Source organism: Stenotrophomonas sp. YJH_SMC_16 (genome assembly GCF_059367875.1).
In genome coordinates this window covers 480,926-498,854 of the sequence record NZ_JCAFRH010000002.1, presented here as the reverse complement: position 1 = coordinate 498,854, position 17,929 = coordinate 480,926, and the positions used below count along the sequence as shown (strand labels likewise).

General features: G+C 66.3%; 13 protein-coding genes. 7 read left to right on the top strand and 6 right to left on the bottom strand.

Annotated elements, in window-relative coordinates:
• Window positions 1–42: 42 nt before the first annotated feature.
• Window positions 43–963, top strand: coding sequence for a M14 family metallopeptidase (locus tag AC5P6E_RS06980; RefSeq protein ID WP_057503797.1), 921 nt, complete (start codon window positions 43–45; stop codon window positions 961–963).
• A 7-nt stretch (window positions 964–970) separates the two neighbouring features.
• Here AC5P6E_RS06980 and AC5P6E_RS06975 read toward each other — a convergent pair whose 3' ends face one another.
• Window positions 971–1,822: a LysR family transcriptional regulator gene (locus tag AC5P6E_RS06975; protein ID WP_235651829.1), complete on the bottom strand. Its 852-nt coding sequence runs from the start codon at window positions 1,820–1,822 to the stop codon at window positions 971–973.
• A 160-nt stretch (window positions 1,823–1,982) separates the two neighbouring features.
• Between AC5P6E_RS06975 and AC5P6E_RS06970 the strand changes: the two genes are divergently transcribed.
• On the top strand, window positions 1,983–2,336 hold the full coding sequence (locus AC5P6E_RS06970; protein WP_019659945.1) for an SMR family transporter: 354 nt from the start codon (window positions 1,983–1,985) through the stop codon (window positions 2,334–2,336).
• Window positions 2,336–2,659: a DMT family transporter gene (locus AC5P6E_RS06965; protein ID WP_049437687.1), complete on the top strand. Its 324-nt coding sequence runs from the start codon at window positions 2,336–2,338 to the stop codon at window positions 2,657–2,659. Before AC5P6E_RS06970 ends, AC5P6E_RS06965 begins: the two co-directional genes overlap by 1 nt.
• A gap of 170 nt (window positions 2,660–2,829) precedes the next feature.
• On the opposite strand, the gene AC5P6E_RS06960 is transcribed toward AC5P6E_RS06965, so the two are convergent.
• The 3 genes from AC5P6E_RS06960 to AC5P6E_RS06950 form a co-directional block, all read right to left on the bottom strand.
• Window positions 2,830–5,778, bottom strand: a complete 2,949-nt coding sequence (locus tag AC5P6E_RS06960; protein ID WP_279914804.1) for a TonB-dependent receptor — start codon at window positions 5,776–5,778, stop codon at window positions 2,830–2,832.
• 69 nt (window positions 5,779–5,847) lie between these two features.
• Window positions 5,848–6,792 carry a FecR family protein gene (locus AC5P6E_RS06955; protein WP_279914803.1) on the bottom strand — a complete coding sequence of 315 codons (945 nt, stop codon included), beginning with the start codon at window positions 6,790–6,792 and terminating at the stop codon, window positions 5,848–5,850.
• A complete protein-coding gene (locus tag AC5P6E_RS06950; protein WP_019337855.1) occupies window positions 6,789–7,307 on the bottom strand; it encodes a sigma-70 family RNA polymerase sigma factor in 519 nt (172 codons plus the stop codon). The genes AC5P6E_RS06955 and AC5P6E_RS06950 overlap by 4 nt, the downstream gene beginning before the upstream one ends.
• Before the next feature lie 150 nt (window positions 7,308–7,457).
• Between AC5P6E_RS06950 and AC5P6E_RS06945 the strand changes: the two genes are divergently transcribed.
• The gene (locus AC5P6E_RS06945; protein WP_010485179.1) at window positions 7,458–7,838 is read left to right on the top strand and encodes a VOC family protein; all 381 of its coding nucleotides are present in this window, start codon (window positions 7,458–7,460) and stop codon (window positions 7,836–7,838) included.
• 193 nt (window positions 7,839–8,031) lie between these two features.
• A complete protein-coding gene (betT, locus tag AC5P6E_RS06940; RefSeq protein ID WP_010485181.1) occupies window positions 8,032–10,011 on the top strand; it encodes a choline BCCT transporter BetT in 1,980 nt (659 codons plus the stop codon).
• A gap of 107 nt (window positions 10,012–10,118) precedes the next feature.
• Here the strand turns inward: betT and AC5P6E_RS06935 are convergent, their stop codons facing one another.
• Window positions 10,119–12,800 (bottom strand): TonB-dependent receptor, encoded by a 2,682-nt coding sequence (locus AC5P6E_RS06935; RefSeq protein WP_235651825.1) that lies wholly within the window; start codon window positions 12,798–12,800, stop codon window positions 10,119–10,121.
• Window positions 12,801–13,005: 205 nt separating this feature from the next.
• Entirely contained in the window at window positions 13,006–13,983 is a 978-nt protein-coding gene (locus AC5P6E_RS06930; protein ID WP_049410313.1) for a zinc-binding dehydrogenase, read from the bottom strand.
• Between the two features lie 431 nt (window positions 13,984–14,414).
• Between AC5P6E_RS06930 and AC5P6E_RS06925 the strand changes: the two genes are divergently transcribed.
• The gene (locus tag AC5P6E_RS06925; RefSeq protein WP_495230808.1) at window positions 14,415–16,778 is read left to right on the top strand and encodes a ribonucleoside-diphosphate reductase subunit alpha; all 2,364 of its coding nucleotides are present in this window, start codon (window positions 14,415–14,417) and stop codon (window positions 16,776–16,778) included.
• Between the two features lie 99 nt (window positions 16,779–16,877).
• Complete coding sequence (locus tag AC5P6E_RS06920; RefSeq protein WP_241885221.1) at window positions 16,878–17,918, top strand: ribonucleotide-diphosphate reductase subunit beta; 1,041 nt, start codon at window positions 16,878–16,880, stop codon at window positions 17,916–17,918.
• Window positions 17,919–17,929 lie beyond the last annotated feature (11 nt).

Sequence of the window (17,929 nt, the reverse complement as noted above, 5' to 3'; positions counted from 1 at the left end):
TGATACAGTGGGCGATTGCTTCCTGACTCGCTGAGATCTGCCATGTCCCAAGCCGCTTTCTACCCCGTCGGAACCCCTGGCCAGCCGTGGGGAGCGGCGGAACGGGAGGCGTGGCGTGGCCGCCAGCAGCGCCTGCGTCGCTATGACGAGGAGGTGCTGCCCCGCATCGAGGCGCTGGCTTCGCGCTTCGACAAGGTGGCCTATGGCCAGCTCGACTACGCTGGCGAGACCTACACTCTGTTCGCCCTGCGCAGCCGCGATTGGAACCCGGCGCTGCCGGCTGCCCTGGTTACCGGTGGCGTGCACGGTTATGAGACCAGCGGCGTGATGGGCGCGCTGGAATTCCTCGAAAGGCACGCCGCCGACTACGCCGGCAAGGCCAATCTGCTGGTGGCACCGTGCGTGAATCCGTGGGGCTTCGAGCGCATCAACCGCTGGAACTTCGATGCGATCGACCCGAACCGCAATTTCCGCGCCGATGGCCCGGCCCGCGAGTCGACCGCGCTGATCGAGCTGATCGCACCGATCAAGGACCAGTTCGTGCTGCACATCGACCTGCACGAGACTACCGACAGCGACGAGAGTGAGTTCCGCCCGGCGTTGGCCGCGCGTGACGGCAAGCCGTTCGAGCCGGGCCTGATTCCGGATGGTTTCTATCTGGTGGACGACAGCGAGAACCCACAACCGGCCTTCCAGCAGGCGGTGATTGCCGAGGTGGAGAAGGTCACCCACATCGCGCCGGCCGACGACAAGGGCGAGATCATCGGTTCGCCGGTGGTCGCTCACGGCGTGATCGAGTACCCGCTGGTGAAGCTGGGCCTGTGTGCCGGCATCACCGGTGCGACCTACACCACCACCACCGAGGTCTACCCGGACAGCCCGCGGGCGACCCCGCAGCAGTGCAACGACGCCCAGGTGGCAGCGGTGTGCGCGTCGCTGGATTACGCGCTCGCCCATCGTTGATTTCGGTTCACCCCAACGCGTCGGCCCACCACAGCGCCGCTGGCCCCGGCGGCGTGTCGCGGCGCCACAGCAGGTCGCTGTGGATGCGTCGTGGCCAGCCGGGCAGAGTCAGTTCCACCAGCTGCCCGCGGTCGTAGCGCTGTACCAGCGCGCGTGGCAGCTCGGCCCAGCCGATGCCGTCCTCGGCCATCTCCATCACCATCAGGTAGTCGGTGGCGGTCCACGCCAGCCCGGTAACCGCCCGCGCATGGTCGACCTCCGCGCTCAGGCGCACCTGCCGGTGCCGTGCCAGCTGGGCGGCCGCGCGACGGCCGGCGTCGGCCAGCGGATGGTCGTGCGCCACATACACCGACAGCTCGCTGTGATGGGCCAACGGCCGTGCCACCAGACCATCCGGATAGCTTTCCTGGCGCGGCAGCAGGCCCAGCGCGGCGCGACCACTACCCACCAGTTCCAGCACGTCTTCGCCTTCGGCATCCAGCCATTCCAGTTCGATCTCGGGGAACGCTTCGGCAAAGCGCTGCAACACGCGCTGCTCCGGATCGAGCTGATAGACGTCGGAGAACACCACGGTCAGCCGCGCTTCGACCGGGGCGGCCAGCCGCACGCTCAACTGCTGCAGGCGGGTATCGGCGGCGAGAATTTCCTGGGCATGACCGAGCACCTGGCGCCCGGCTTCGGTCAACTGCGGGTAGCGTCCGCTGCGGTCGAACAGGCTGACGCCGAGGTCTGCCTCCAGGTGGGCGATGGCGGTGCTGACCGTCGATTGGGTCTTGCGCAGGCGGCGCGCCGCCGCCGAGAACGAGCCCAGCGCCGCGGCTTCCACGAAGGCCTGCAGGGATTCAGGGGAATAGGGCATTGATCCATCGCTCCTGTCGATGGAATCCATTTTGATACCACCGTAAAAGGCGATGATACTGTCAGCCGTCGCCCCTGTCTGCGGCGTGCTCCGGACCCTCCACGCACTGCGTGGATCTATTGAAAAGGCGGCGCGGTCCCCGTCCCGCAAGGAGTTTCACATGTCCCGTACTGTTCCCGCCCGTGGCGCGCTGGTCGCCTGGGCCTGCCTGACCGTGGCGATCGTTGCCGAAGTGGTCGGCACCTCGTTCATGGCCCATGCCGCCCGCGACGGCGGCTGGACCGGCTACCTGATCATGGCCGGCGCGTTGGCGCTGTCCTATTACTTCCTGGCCCTGTCGGTGCGCCGCATCGCGGTCGGTGTCGCCTATGCGGTGTGGGAAGGCCTGGGCCTGACCCTGCTGACCGTGGTCGGCCTCACCGTGTTTGGCGAGAGCCTGTCGCTGCAGCAGTTGGCCGGCCTCGTGCTGGCGGTGGTCGGCATCGTCTGTGTCACCCTCGGGGAGGCGCACTGATGAATACCCTGGCTCTGTTTTTCGTGATCTGTTCTGCGCTGATCGACGTTGCCGCCAACATGATGGTGGCCAAATCGGAGGGCTTTCGCCGCTGGCGCTGGGGCGTCGGCGCGGTCGTCATGGTCTGGATCGCCTTCGCCCTGCTGGGCCAGGCGGTGCGCTACATGGACCTGGCCACCGCCTATGCGATGTGGGGTGCAATCGGCGTGATCGGTACCGCCACTTGCGGCCGCCTGCTGTTCGGCAACCGCCTGCGCCCGATCGGCTGGATCGGCATCGCGCTGGTCACTGTCGCGGTGCTGCTGCTCAGCACCGCGAAGTAACGCGTTGTTGTGCCAACCAAGGTTGGCACCTACGCGTGCTGAGTTGCTGGTTGGCACCTACCCGTGCTGAGTTGCTGTGCCAACCCGGGTTGGTACCTGTCAGAGCGTGAGCCGCCGCATGCAGACGCCCCGGGGATGATCTCCCCGGGGCGTTGCGGTTTCTGCAGCGGTCAGAAGCGTGCGGTGAAGTTCAATCGCGTGGTACGGCCCGGGCCGGGCATCAGGCTCATCGCCAGCGTGTCCATGTAGTAGGTGTTGCGCAGGTTGCTGACCACCAGTTCCACTTCGGCCTTCGGGGTGAACTGCCAGCGCGCATAGAAGTCGTAGATCGCGGTGGGCAGGTAGATGTTCTGCAACCCGGTCGAGCCGGTGGTATTCCAGGGCTTGTCCAGTTCGTGGGTGGGGCCGCTGTTGTAGGTGCGGCGGATGCCGGTATCCAGCCGCTTGTCGAACAGGCGGAAGCCCAGCGTGCTGTGGATCGAGTACTTCGGCGGATTCTGTGCGTTGACAAACGAGGTACCGAAGCCGCCATCCACGCAATCCGGCGTGGTGTCCAGCTTGCTCCACTTCGCATAGGGGTCTTCGCGCAGGCGCTTGGCGGTGGCCGCGTCGCAGGTGCGCGCGCGCTGGTAGTAGCTGGCCGACAGGTCCAGGTAGGCGATGCCGGCGTCATAGCCGGACTGCAGCTCGTAGCCGGATACCGTGTAGTTGTCCACGTTGTCGACATAGAACGCCCAGTTGCTGGAGTCGAAGCGACGGGTGATCGCGTTGTCGATATCGTTCTTGAACCAGGCCACCTTGAACGCCAGGCGGTCGCCATCGCGCCACAGGTCCTGCTTGAGCAGGCTGAAGCCGATGTCCCAGGAACGGTTCTTCTCCGGCTTCAGGTCGGCCACCGGTGCCGAGGTGCTGTTGCCCAGCGTCGATTCGAACAGACTGGGCATCTTCCAGCCCTGCGCGTACTTCACGTAGAAGAACATGTCCTGATCGAGGTTGAAGCGGGCCTCTGCGTACGGCGCGAAGCCGTGGCCGGAACGGCGGATCGCCGGCTTGTAGCCCCATGCGGTGGGAATCTGCCTGGTGTAGAAACCGTTGGCGCCGCGCGGGTCGGGAATGAAGCCATCGAAGTCGTAGCTCTGGCCTAGCGTGCTGCCGCCGTAGGGCGTAGCGCGTAGCGAGTCATACGTGTAGTTGCCCTGTGCATCCGGGTACCACTCCTTGTACCAGCCCGGCAGCAGCTGGCCCCCTTTGCTCAGGCGCGCGAAGGTATAGCGCAGGTCGCGCGATTCGCTGACGAAGGCCACGCGATTGCGGTCGCGGGTGCGGTAGTCGATGAAGCGGCCGCCTGCGGTCAGCGACAGCCAGTCCCACGGCTGCCATTGCAGCGAGGCGACAACGCTGGCTTCGCGCCGCGTGCCGGAGCGCAGGTAGCGGTTGTTGTTGTAGTCCACAGGCAGCACCGGCGAGTTCGGTGCGGTGTCCTCATGCTGGAACGCAGCGCCGTAGCGCAGCGTCCAGTCGCCCAGGCTGTTGCTGAAGCGGGTGGTGTTGCTGCTGTCCACGCCCCAGCGCCGGGTCTTCACGTCCGACTGCAGGCCCGGGCCATAGGTTTCCCCCAGCGTATCCGGCATCTGGTCGTTGGGCACGTCCTTGAACAGCGGCGTGTTGGCGATGTTGCTGTTGAACATGCGGCTGGTGGCGGCGGTGAACCACAGCGTGCTGCTCAGGTCCAGCCACGGGTGTGCCTCGGGCCGGTAGCGGTGGCGCAGCGAGGTGGCGTTGAGCCGCATTTTCCCTGGCTCGAACTGGAACATGGTGTTGGCCTTGTCCACGTAGGTCACCCATTCGTTGGACTCACCGACACGGCCGATCGCCGAGGGCATGATCTCGCCGAAGCTGGAGTTGAAGTAGCGGTGGCTCAGCTCAAGCCGCTGGTCGGGGTTGGGCGTCCAGGTGAATTTCAGCAGCGCCGATTCGTTGTCGGTGTGCGTGTTCAGCACTTCATCACCCGAGTGGTACATGTCCGAGACCGCCTGGCTGGACATGCCGGTACCGCCGCTGGACAGGTGCTGGTCGTCGTAGCGGTGCGCGCCGTTGCTGCCGGCGAAGTAGTTGCCCTGGCGGCGACGCGCGTAAGCGGCCACCAGCTGCCAGTCCTCGCCGCGCTGGGCGAAGGCCACGCTGCCGTTCCAGTCGCGCGGGTCACGCAGGCTGTTGCGGTTGTCGCTGCCGCGCGCGATCTGCTTGAAGGTGCGGGTGCGGTCGATGCTGTTGTCGGCCACGCCACCGCGCACGCGCAGTCCCCAGGCCTCGCCCTCGTCGAGGATGTCATCGACGTTCAGCGTCTCCATGTAGACCACGCCGCCGATCGCGCTGGCGGCGTTGGCGGCCAGGCTCGGCCCCTTCTCGATGCTGATCGCGCTGATCAGGTCCGGGTCGAGGTAGCTGCGCTGCTGCACACCGGCATAGCCGCGGTACACGTCGATGGCCTGCTGGCCGCCGTCGATGATCACCGGCACCCGGTTCTGGCCCTGCAGGCCGCGGATGTTCACGTCCAGCGCACCACCATTGCGTACGTCTCCGGTGTGCACGCCGACTGCGCCGGCCAGCACATCGCCGATCGACTGGCCGCGGAAGCGTTCCAGCTGCTGGTGGTCCAGATGCACGCGCGAGCCGCTGTCGCGGTATACGGCATCGGCATCGGCCAAGCCCCACGGCGAAGCACCTTCGCTGGCCTGGCCGGCTACGCGCAGGGTGCCGATCTGGCGCACACCAGCATCGGTGGCGGGGGCGGCCTGCAGCACCACGCCGCTGGCATCACGCTGGAACGACAGGCCGGTGCCGGCCAGCAGCTGCGCCAGCGCGGCCTCGGTGTTGAGCGAGGCCTGCACGCCGCTGCTGTGGCGGCCGCGGGTCAGGCGCGCATCGGTGGCGATGGACAGGCCGGACTGCTGGCCGAACGTGGTCAAGGCCTGGTCGAGCGGTCCGGCCGGGATCTGCCAGCGAACGGCAGCGGCGGCATCCTGTGCGTGGGCGGCCGCCGGCAACAGGCACGGCGTGGCCAGGGCCAGGCACAGTGCGATGGCAAGCGGGCGAGGGGAAGGGCAGGGTCGTTTCATGGGGGCGGCAACATCCGCAATGGGTTCCCTTGTAGTGCCCGCCGAGCGCGCAGAAAGGGAACCGCGATTTCAACGCGGACGCACAACGGTCCACCACGGCCAACGCTGCTCGATGTGGATCGGCAGGGCGCGCGCCAGCAGTTTCAGGGCCTGCAGGCTGTCCAGGCGCGGCAATACTGCGGTGACATTCAATGCGGACAGTGCAGGATCACAGCCCAGATAGCCCTGATGGTGACGGGCCAGTTCGTCGATCACCCGGATCAACGGCGTGTCCTGCACCTGCAGGCGTCCGTCCTGCCAGTCGCCGCGCAGAGGATCGGCAGCGACCGTTGTGAGCCCCCCCATCGCTCCGATCTGCAGCGCACTTCCCGCAGGAACATCCAGCGCCGCACCGAACATCGGCAGGCACCGCACCACACCCTCGAACACGTCCAACCGGCCGTCCTGCGCTTCGCGGCCGACCGCGAAGCGGGTGCCGATCGGCTGCAGGCGCGCCCCGGGCACATGCACGGTCAGGGGCAGGCCGACGAATGCAGGGTGGTGGCCGGTCTGCAGCAGCAGTTCGCCGCGCAGCAGATGCAGGGCGCGGTGGCCGTTGCCGATGTCGACGGTCACTTCGCTGCCGGCGTTGAGCCACAACTGGCTGCCATCGGCCAACGTCCAATGACCGGTACGCCCGGCAGCGGTGCGCTGCGTCTGCAGGCGGCGCTGCGCCTGAAGCCCATGCAGGCCGAGCAGGGAGACCGCGCCGATGCCGAGGGCGCCACCGATGCCGCGCAGCGCCCGCCGCCGGCGAAGGCGCGCAGCATCAAATGCAGTTGCGGCTGCCGGAGCCGACAGCGGGGCGAACGATTGCCAGACCGCCTCGACCCGTCGCCAGGCGTCGGCGTGACCAGCATCGGCCTGCAGCCAGGCGTGCCAGCGTTGCTGGTCGCCGTCGCTCCAGCCCTGTTGGCGCAGCGCGAACCATTCGGCAGCCTGTTCCAGCGCCGGGCCGGCCAATGCCGCGCTCATGCCGCCGCGTCGCCGGACAGGCGCAGGCAATGCAGCATCGCCTGCGCCATGTACTTCTTGACCATGCGCTCGGACACGCCCAGCTGCACGCCGATCTCTGCATAGCCAAGGCCGGACAGCCGCGCCAGCAGGAACGCGCGCCGTGGCCGCTCGGCGAGGCCGGACAGCATGTCGGCAATGGCATGCAGCAACTGCAATGCCTGGGTGCGCTCCTCTGCCGAGGGATGCACCGGCTCCGGTTGGGTGGCCAGCGCGGTCAGGTAGGCGCGTTCCAGGTCCGCGCGCTGCCAGTGGTTGACCAGCAGGGCGTGCGCGATGGTGCTGAGATAGGCGCGCGGCAAGCGCAGTTCTGATGGATCGACACGACGGCTGAGCAGGCGCAGGAAGGTGTCCTGGGTCAGGTCGGCGGCGCAGTCGGCGTTGTGCGTGCGGCGGCGCAACCAGCCGAGCAGCCAGCCATGGTGTTCGCGGTAGAACCCCGCCAGCGCAGTGCTGGAGGCGGCGGGCACGGCCATCGGCATCGATCATTAATGAGAATGATTCCCATTATAGGGTGATCGAGCGGCGCGCGACAAACGTTGCGCGGGGCGCAGCGGGGGAGGTCGCCGGATTTGCGATGCCCGACGTGCTCGCCGACACTGCGGTTTTCCACAGGGAGTGCCCGCATGTTCAGCCACATCACCGTTGGAACGAACGACATGGACGCCGCGCATCGCTTCTACGATGCACTGTTCGGTGCGTTGGGCGCACGTCCGGGCGTCTTCGATGACAAGGGCCGTCTGGTGTATTTCAAGGATGGCCGTATGTTCATCGTCACCGCGCCGATCGACGGTCAGCCGGCATGCCACGCCAACGGCGGCACCATCGGCTTCACCCTCGACAGTGCTGAGGCCGTGCGTGGCTGGCAGGACGCCGGCGTGGCCCATGGCGGCACCGCCATCGAAGACCCGGCCGGCATCCGCAGCATGGCCGGGCGCCAGCTGTTCCTGGCCTACCTGCGCGACCCGGATGGCAACAAGCTGTGCGCGGTGCATGTGATGTCGTAATTGGACAGTACGCGCGTGGCCGCGTCGCAGGCAGTGCGCGCGGCTGTGCTCGCAGGCGTCTGCCGGCGCGCGCGTGATAACACGGAATGGTGGATCGGGCCTGTGACCGCTGGCCACAACTTCATGCTCTGTCCACTGCGGTTCAGCCACAATCGGTCGGCTAACCCTTTGATCTACCGGAGAACGCCGCCCCATGGATGTACTGGAGCCGCAACAATCCCCGGTGCGCACCCTTCGGCCTGTGTTCGCCTTCGCGGCGATCGTTGTCGTGGCGTTCGCGCTGTTCGTCAGCCTGTTCCCGCTGGGCGCAGGCCGCCTGCTGCTGAAGGCGCAGGACTGGGCCGCACTCAACGTCGGCTGGTACTACCTGCTGGCCATGACCCTGTACCTGGTGTTCGTGGTCGGCGTGGCGCTGTCCAAATACGGTGGCATCAAGCTCGGTGCCGACCATGACGAACCGGAGTTCAGTTACCTCTCCTGGGCCGGCATGCTGTTCGCTGCAGGCATCAGCATCACCCTGTTCTTCTTCTGCGTTTCCGAGCCGCTGACCCACTACCTGCAGCCGCCGCAGGGCGATCCGGCGGCGGGCGAGGCCGGCGCGCGCCAGGCCATGCAGCTGCTGTTCCTGCATTGGGGACTGCATGGCTGGGGTGTGTTCGCGCTGGCGGCGATGGCGATGGCCTACTTCGCCTACCGCCACAACCTGCCGCTGGCACTGCGCTCGGCGCTGTACCCGCTGATCGGCAAGCGCATCAACGGCCCGATCGGTTACACCGTGGACGCGCTGGGCATCGTCGCCACCGTGTTCGGCATCGGTGCCGACATGGGCTTCGGCGTGCTGCACCTCAATGCCGGATTGGCGCACCTGTTCAACATCCCGCATTCCAACCTGGTGCAGATCATGCTGGTGGTGGCGATGATGGGCGCGGCGGTGGCCGTGGCCGTCTCCGGCGTGGAGAAAGGCGTGCGCTGGATGGCCAACATCAACATGCTGCTGGCGATCGCGCTGGTGCTGTTCATGCTGTTTGCCGGGCCGACGCAGTACCTGTTCAGCACCTTGATGCAGAACCTGGGCGACTACCTCGGTAGCGTGGTCGGCAAGAGTTTCGATGTGTATGCCTACGGCGGCCGACCGGAATGGCTGGGCGGCTGGACGGTGTTCTACTGGGCCTGGTGGATCGGCTGGGCGCCCTTTGTCGGGCTGTTCATCGCGCGCATCTCGCGCGGCCGCACCATCCGCGAATTCGTGTTCGGCGTGCTGCTGATTCCGCTGGGCTTCACCCTGGCCTGGCTGTCGATCTTCGGCAACAGCGCGCTGGACCAGGTGCTGCACCACGGCCAGCAACAGTTGGCGCAGCTGGCGGTGGATGATCCACCGACCGTGCTGTATGCGCTGCTGGACGGCTACCCCTGGAGCCGCGCGGTGATCACGGTGACAGTGCTGGTCAGCTTCATCTTCTTCGTGACCTCGGCCGACTCGGGGGCGGTGGTGTTGTCCACGCTGTCCTCGCATGGCGGCGCACCCGAGGATGATGGTCCGCGTTGGCTGCGGGTGTTCTGGGGCACGGTGATCGCGGTGCTGACCGCGGGCCTGTTGCTGGCCGGCAGTATCGACGCACTGAAATCGGCGGTGGTGTTGGCGTCGTTGCCGTTCTCGGCGATCCTGTTGTTGATGATGTGGGGGCTGACCCGCGCCTTCAGTGACGAATCGCACCGCAAGCGCGCGCTGCAGTACCGGCCATCGCCGCTGATCGGCGACGATCGCCACCACCAGGGCTGGCGCCAGCGCCTGAGCCAGGCGATGCATTTCCCGGTGCGCGACCAGGTCTACCGCTTCATGGATGACACGGTGAAGCCGGCGATGGAAGCGGTGGCCGAGCAGCTGCGCGGGCAGGGCTGGGACGTGGCCACGCGCTTCGAGGCGGGCGACATGGAGTTGACGGTCAACCATGGCGAGCAGCAGGACTTCCTGTACCGGGTGATTCTGAGCGGTTACCTGACCCCGTCGTTCGCCGCACAGCAGCTGCGCAACCAGCGCTACTACCGCGCCGAGGTGCACCTGTTCGAAGGCAGCCAGGACTACGACCTGGTGGGCTACAGCCGCAAGCAGATCATCAACGACATCATCAGCCAGTACGAACGGCACCTGCAGTTCCTGCACCTGAGCCGGTGATGCGGTGGGGGCGGACCGTTGGTCCGCACCCCCTGTAGAGCCGAGCCCGCGCTCGGCTCCTCGGTGTCGGAAGAGCAGCCGAGCATGGCTCGGCTCTACAGTGGCAATCAGAACCTGTAACGAGCGCCCAGCGAGACGAACTGTCCGCGCAGGTTGTACTGGCTGATGTCGAAACCGTTGGAGCCACCGGCGGGGTCGAACGGCGGGTCCTTGTCGGTCAGGTTCAGCACCGACAGCGACAGCGTGGTGTTGGGAATACCTTCGTACGCTACGTACAGGTCCAGCTGGTGATACGGCTTGATGCGGTCGCGCAGGCCCGGGTTGCTGGTTGCCGTCGCCACACGCTGGTCGTAGCCACTCACGTACTGCAGGCTCAGCGTACTGCTCCAGTCGCCCACCGCCCAGTTCAACGAGGTGGTGCCGCGGGTACGCGGCAGCGCGCCGTGGCGGTTGTTGCCGGCGCCGTCATACGGTGCCTGCCCAGCCACCAGCGGCTGCTTGAAGCTGAGCAGGTGGGTCCAGCTGCCGGCCACGGTGAAGTTGCCCCAGCCCACGGTGCGGAAGGTGCGGTTGGCGTCCAGGTCCAGGCCCGAGGTGGTCAGTTCGCCCTGGTTGGCGTACTGGTTGGTGATGAACTGGATGCGTCCCTGCGCATCACGTTGCACGCGACCGGGGAACAGCGTCGGGTTGTCGACGATGAACTGCGCGCTGTCCGGCTTGACCAGGTTGTCCTGCTCGATGCGGTACCAGTCCAGGCCGATGCTGGTATCACCATCCGGCGACCACACTGCACCCACGTTGAAGTTGCGCGAGCGCTCCGCCTTCAGATCCGGGTTGCCGGTGCGGATGTTGGTCACGCCACGGCTGCCGCCCGGTTGCAGCGGATCCAGCGGATCGATCACCGAGCCGTAGCTGACGGTCTGGCCCGGCGCGATCTCCGGCAGCGAGGGTGCCCGGAAGCCGCGCGAGAACGAGCCGCGCAGCAGCAGGCTGTCCAGCGGCTGCCAGCGCAGCGCCACCTTCGGCGAGAACGCCTTGCCGAAGTCATCGTAGTGATCGCCGCGACCGGCCACCTGCAGCTCCAACGTGCGGTGCAGCGGCACGCTCAGTTCGGCATAGGCGGCGCTGACCTGGCGCTCGCCATTGACCACGTTGATGGCCGGACGCAGTTCGGTGCCCGACAGCACCTGCGCACTGGTGCGCGCGTCCAGCGATTCCTTGCGGAACTCCGCACCCCAGGCAAAGCCGACCGTACCGGCGGGCATCTCCCACAGCGAGGTGGAGGCCTTCACGTTCAACGCGTGCAGCTTGTACCAGCCCGGACGCTTGGTCTGCAGGCGCAGTGCATCCAGCGCGCCCGGCGTGCTGGACGGGTTGAGGAAGTTGTAGCTGCCCTCGCGCAGGATCTGCTCGAACGCATAGCGATTGACGAAGTTGTCGACGTACTCGCGCTGTGCACTCTGCGAGGTCAGTGCCGCCACTTCCCAGTCCCAGCGTTCGCCGCTGCCGCGCACGCCCGCCAGGGCACGGTAGAACACCTGCGTGTTGTCCTTCAGGCGCGGGCCGAGATCGAAGAAGGTGTACTCGAACGGCAGTGGCGTACTGCCCGGGTTGTTGGGATGGCCGACCGGCAGCACCGCCGGCACGTCGATGAGCGTGCCGGTAGCCGGGTTGTAGGCACGCAGGCCGGGGCCAACGGTCAGCGGCGCACTGAAGATCTGGTCGGCCTTGTTGTGGCTGTACAGCACGTCGGCAAAGGCTTCGACGCTGTCGTTGAAGCGGTAGGTCGCGCTCAACGACGCCTGCAGGCGCTCGGCGCCGGGCTGCAGGGTCTTGAACGGCTGCGCGTTGAAGGCGCAGGCCTGGCCGGGCAGGGTGCTGCCGAAATCGCTGTAGGGACGCAGCTGACTGCCATCCGGGCAGTTGGCGAACGGTTGCGGCGCGCGCGGGTTGGACAGCCAATTGCCACCGGCGGTGGACCAGCCGGCCAGGCGTCCGCCGGGCTTGTCGCGGAAATCGCCGCTGCGGGTATAGGCGCGCTGGTCGGCGTCGAGGCGATCACGCTTGAGCAGGTCCAGCCCGAACAGCACGTTCCAGCCCTGCTGCTCCAGGTCGCCGAAGCCGGCCAGCAGGTTGGCCTTGCGTTCGTCCAGGCCGCCCTGTGTGGCGGTACCGAAGCCGCCGCCCACTTCCACGCCCTGGAAGTTCTTGCGCAGGATGATGTTGATGACACCGGCGATGGCGTCGGAGCCATACACCGCCGAGGCGCCGTCCTTCAGCACTTCGATGCGTTCCACCGCGCTGATCGGCAGCGCGTTGAGGTCGACGAAGGTGTCCTGGGTATTGAGCGCGAAGCCGAAGTTGGACACGCGGTAGCCGTTGACCAGCACCAGTGTGTTCTTCGGCGACAGGCCACGCAGGCCGATCGAGGCCGAGCCGGCGGCGAAGCTGCCGGTGTACTGCTCGTCGAAGCTGTTGCCGGCATTGGCCGACAGGTTGCGCAGCACGTCGGTGAGGGTGGAGCGGCCGGTCTGCTCGATCTGTTCGCGGCTGACGATCTGCACCGGGTTGGGCCCGGCGGTATCGCTGCGCTTGATGTTGGAACCGGTCACCAGCACGGTGCCGAGGGTGGTGCTGTCCTTGCCGGTGTCGGCGGATTCAGCGGCGCCGGCAGCGCCGGCGGTGAGGCCCAGGGCAATGGCGCCAGCAAGCAGGTTCAGGGTGGTGCGGTACATGGAAGCGACAACGCCGAACGGGGGAGGAGCCGTCAGTACCGCATGCAGGTACATGCACCTTCCAATGACGAAAGCGCATTCAGTTATACATCACAGGTTCTTAACGAAAGTAAGCGCTCTCGGCGGCGCGGTCTGTGCTTCGGTGGGTGCGGACCGTTGGTCCGCACGCCCCTGTAGAGCCGAGCCTACGCTCGGCTCCACACACTGGCCGGAAAGCAGCCGAGCATGGCTCGGCTCTACAGAACGCAATGTCAGACGATCACGGCCGCAGCAGCACCTTGCCGTTACGACCCGAACCCGCACCGGCCTTCGCTGCCTGGGCGATGTCGTCCAGTGCGAAGATCTGCTCCACCGGCAGCGTCAGCTCGCCGCCAGCCGCACGCTTCAGCAGTTCGCCAACCAGCCGGCGCTTGTCCTCCACCGCCATCGCCTGGCTGACCTTGCTGCCCCAGAAGCCCTTCACCGTCGCTTCCTTGTAGATCAGGCCGCCGGCCGGGATGCGCATCGGTTCGCCGCTCATCACGCCGAACGACACCAGCGTGCCGTTGTGGCCGAGCAGGTCGACCAGGTCACCGCTGGCGTCGCCGCCGATGGAATCCACGGCGGCCGCCGCCTGTGCTTCGCCGGTCGCTTCACGAACGCGATCCTTCCAGCCGTCCACCGAGGTGTCGAACACATGATCGATACCCAGGGCCTGCAACTGTGCGACGGCATCCGCATTGCGCACCAGGTTGGCTACATGCACGCCACGCGCCCGCGCCAGCATCGCCAGCGACTTGCCCACCGCGCCGTTGGCGGTGTTCTGCACGATCCACTGGCCCGCCTCGACGTGCAGGAACTCCAGCAGCATCAGCGCGCTCAGCGGCATGGCGATCAGCTGCGCGGCCATTTCGTCGGGGATCGCCTCCGGCATCGGAATCACCATGCGTGCCGGCGCGATGAAGGCCTCGGCCCAGGTACCGTGTACCGAGGCTGCGGCGACGCGCTGGCCGATCTGCAGGCCGTCGACACCATCGCCGAGTGCATCGACCACGCCCAGCGCTTCACTGCCACCGATCGCCGGCAGGGTCGGCTTGTAGCCGTAGAGGCCGCGCACGGTCAGCAGATCGTGGTTGTGGATCGAGGCCAGCACGGTGCGGATGCGCACCTCGCCGGGGCCGGGCTCGGGCAGCGGCGCATCGGCAATGGCAAGGACGTCGGCCGGGTTGCCGAAGGAGGGGTACTGGGCAGCGCGCATGGGTGGTGTTCCGGGGAAAGTTGATGTTGTACCGAACTGGGGCCGCAGGGGCTGTCGACAAGGCGCCGCAGCTGCAACACGGCATCCTGCGACTGATCGTCGCGACATGTGCTGATTACCGCATCTTGTGTTGACGGTTCGGGATATCCCCACTATGTTGTGGCCGTCACTCCCGGTCAGCCGCCGCCGCCGGACATGCAGCAAACGTCCCGCGGCCCGCCCCTGAAGGCTTGCCGTGTCGACGCGGCCGCCATCGTGCGGACGCAGGTCGCCCCCACGGCCCGGATACCGGCCGCAGGCGCAGGCAGATGCCGACGACCTACGTTCCCGTGCCCTGGCAATCCACCCGTTCGCCCCGTGCGCCGGTATCGCGTTCAGGGCCGCCATGGCATCGACCGCCAAAGCGCGTGCGAGCCTGGAGTTTCACCACCATGACCGACAGTACCTTCCGCGTGGCCGATCTGGCCGGCGCTGGCGACGCCTTGCGCGCCGGTGGCGAGCGCGTGCCGACCTGGATCACCAAGGAGGCCGGCAACCGCCGCCTGCCGTTCGAGGCCGAGCGCCTGCAGCGCAGCATCGACGCCGTGCATGCCGAGTTCCCGCAGCTGGACGTGAGCGACTATCGCCGCGTGGTGCAGGCGATGGTCGAGCGCAAACCGAGCATCAGCGCCGACGACCTGGTCGATCTGCTGATCCGTGAGGCCGAATCGCGGGTGGACCTGGTCGCACCCGAGTGGGAACAGTTTGCCGCGCGCATCTACCTGCGCCGCCTGTACAAGCGTGCCAGCCGCAACCGCTTCTACGATGTCGGCCTGAAGTACGGCTCCTACGTTGGCCTGCAGGAAAGCCTGGCTGACCGCGGCATATACAGCAACGACATCCTGCGCTGCTATTCGAAGGAAGAGCTGCAGCAGGCCGGCGAGATGATCGACCCGGAGCGCGACCGCCTGTTCGCCTACAACGGCCTGTACCTGCTGGCCACGCGCTATCTGGCCAGCGACCGCAGCCGCGAGGTCTACGAACTGCCGCAGGAGCGCTGGCTGACCATCGCGCTGTACCTCATGCAGGAAGAAAAGCCGCGCGAGCGGCGCATGCAGCTGGTCGGCGAGGCGTACTGGGCGCTGTCCAACCTGTACATGACCGTCGCCACACCGACCCTGGCCAATGCCGGCAAGGTGGGTGGGCAGCTGTCCAGCTGCTTCATCGACACGGTGGACGACAGCCTGCAGGGCATCTATGACTCCAACACCGATATCGCCCGCGTGTCCAAGCACGGTGGCGGCGTCGGCGCCTACCTGGGCTATGTGCGCAGCAGCGGCGCGCCGATCCGGGGCGTGGCCAATTCCTCCGGTGGCGTGGTGCCGTGGATCAAGCAGCTCAACAACACCGCGGTGTCGGTTGATCAGCTTGGCCAGCGCAAGGGCGCGGTGGCGGTGTACCTGGACATCTGGCACCGCGACATCGAAGCGTTCATGGACCTGCGCCTCAACAACGGCGACCAGCGCCTGCGCGCGCACGATGTGTTCACTTCGGTGTGCGTGCCCGACCTGTTCATGGAAGCGGTCGAGCGCCGCGCCGACTGGTACCTGTTCGACCCGCACGAGGTGAAGCAGGCCAAGGGCTGGTACCTGCAGGACTTCTATGACGAGAAGCGCGGTGCGGGTAGCTTCCGCGACCGCTATGCCGAACTGGTGGCCGACGAGCGCATCAGCCGCCGCACGGTGAAGGCGATCGATCTGTTCAAGCGGATCATGCTCAGCCAGTTGGAGACCGGCAATCCGTTCCTGTTCTACCGCGACGAGGTCAACCGCCGGAACCCGAACAAGCACGCGGGCATGATCTATTCCAGCAATCTATGCACCGAGATCCTGCAGAACATGAGCCCGACGCGGATGATCCAGGAGATCGTCAGCGGCGACCAGATCGTCACCACGCGCCGCGCCGGTGACTTCGTGGTCTGCAACCTGTCCTCGATCAACCTCGGCCGGGCAATCAGTGCGCCGGATGACCTGCTGGCCACCGACGTGCTGGAGCGCCTGATCCCGATCCAGGTGCGCATGCTCGACAACGTGATTGACCTCAACGCGCTGCCGGTGCCGCAGGCCACCATCACCAACCGCAAGTACCGCGCCATCGGCCTGGGCACGTTCGGTTGGCACCACCTGCTGGCGCAACAGGCGATCCAGTGGGAATCACCGGATGCCGAGGATCTGGCCGACCGTCTCTACGAGCGCATCAACTTCCTGACCATCCAGGCCAGCGCGCAGCTGGCGAAGGAGAGGGGCAGCTACCCGATGTTCGCGGGCAGCGACTGGCACAACGGGCGTTACTTCCGTGACCGCGACTACAGCGGCGCCGCGTGGGACAGCCTGGCCCGCGAGGTCGCCACGCACGGCCTGCGTAACGGCTGGCTGCTGGCCGTCGCGCCGAACATGAGCACCGCGCAGATTGCCGGTTCCACCGCGTCGATCGACCCGATCTACAGCGCGTTCTACTACGAGGAAAAGAAGGACTTCCGGCGGCCGGTGGCGGCGCCGGGCCTGTCGCTGGAAACCTGGCCGTACTATGAGAAGGGTGCCTACAAGGTCGACCAGTTCGCCAGCGTGCGCCAGAACGCCCGCCGCCAGCGCCATGTCGACCAGTCGATCAGCTTCAACCTGTATGTGCCGAGCACGATCCGCGCGAGCACCCTGCTGGAGCTGCACCTGAGCGCCTGGCGCGAAGGCCTGAAGACCACCTACTACGTGCGCTCCAACGACATCGACATCAGCGAATGCGAGTGGTGCGCCAGCTGACCATCCACGGTAGCGCCGGGCCACGCCCGGCGAGCGCATCGCGCGGCCGTCGCACATTCCGCCGGGCATGGCCCGGCGCTACCCCCTGCAGGTAACACCATGGCAACCCCCCTCGACCGCATCAAGATCCTCGAACCACGCCATCCCAACCGCAGCACCGGCATCATCAACGGCCGTACGAGCGGCATCCTCAACTGGAACGATATCCCGTATCCGTCCTTCTATCGGGCCTACAAGGAGCTGTCGACCAACTTCTGGATTCCCGACGAGGTCGACATGAAGCTCGATGCCCGCCAGTACGGCGAGCTCAACGCACGCGAAAAGAACGCCTACGATTCGATCATCGGCCTGCTGGCCACGCTCGACTCACCGCAGACCCGTTTCATCTACAACGTCGCCGAGTACATCACTGACCCGGCCGCGCATGCCAATGCGGCGATCATCGGCCAGCAGGAAGTGATCCATAACGAGAGCTACAGCTACGTACTGGCCTCGATCACCGACCTGCCGAACCAGAACCGCATCTTCGAGATCGCCCGCACCCACCCGACCATCATCAAGCGCAATGCCCCGATCATGGGCGCGTATGACGACTTCATGCGCGAGAAGACCGCCGAGACCCTGCTCAAGTCGCTGATCCAGTCCTCGATCCTGGAAGGCATCAACTTCTATTCCGGTTTCGCCTACTTCTACAACATGGTGCGGCAGAACCGCATGAACGGCACCGGCAAGATCATCAGCTTCATCAATCGCGACGAGCTGGCCCATACCAAGTTCATCAGCGAGCTGATCCGCGCCATCATCGGTGAAAACCCCGCGCTGCAGACCAATGAGTTGACCGCCTACGTGCACCAGTCATTCGAACATGCCATCGAGCTTGAGACGCAGTGGTCGTCGGAGGTGCTGGATGGCATCGATGGCATCGACGTGGACGAGATGGTGCGCTACGTGAAGTACCGCGCCAACAAGATGGCCGGCATGCTCGGCATCGAGCGCCTGTACAGCGACACCACCGACAACGTGATGCCGTGGATCAAGGCCTACGCCGACAACTTCACCGAGACCAAGACCGACTTCTTCGAGATGCGCAATGCAAGTTACAAGAAGACCAACGTCGACAACGGCTTCGACGATCTCTGAGCCTGGCGCCG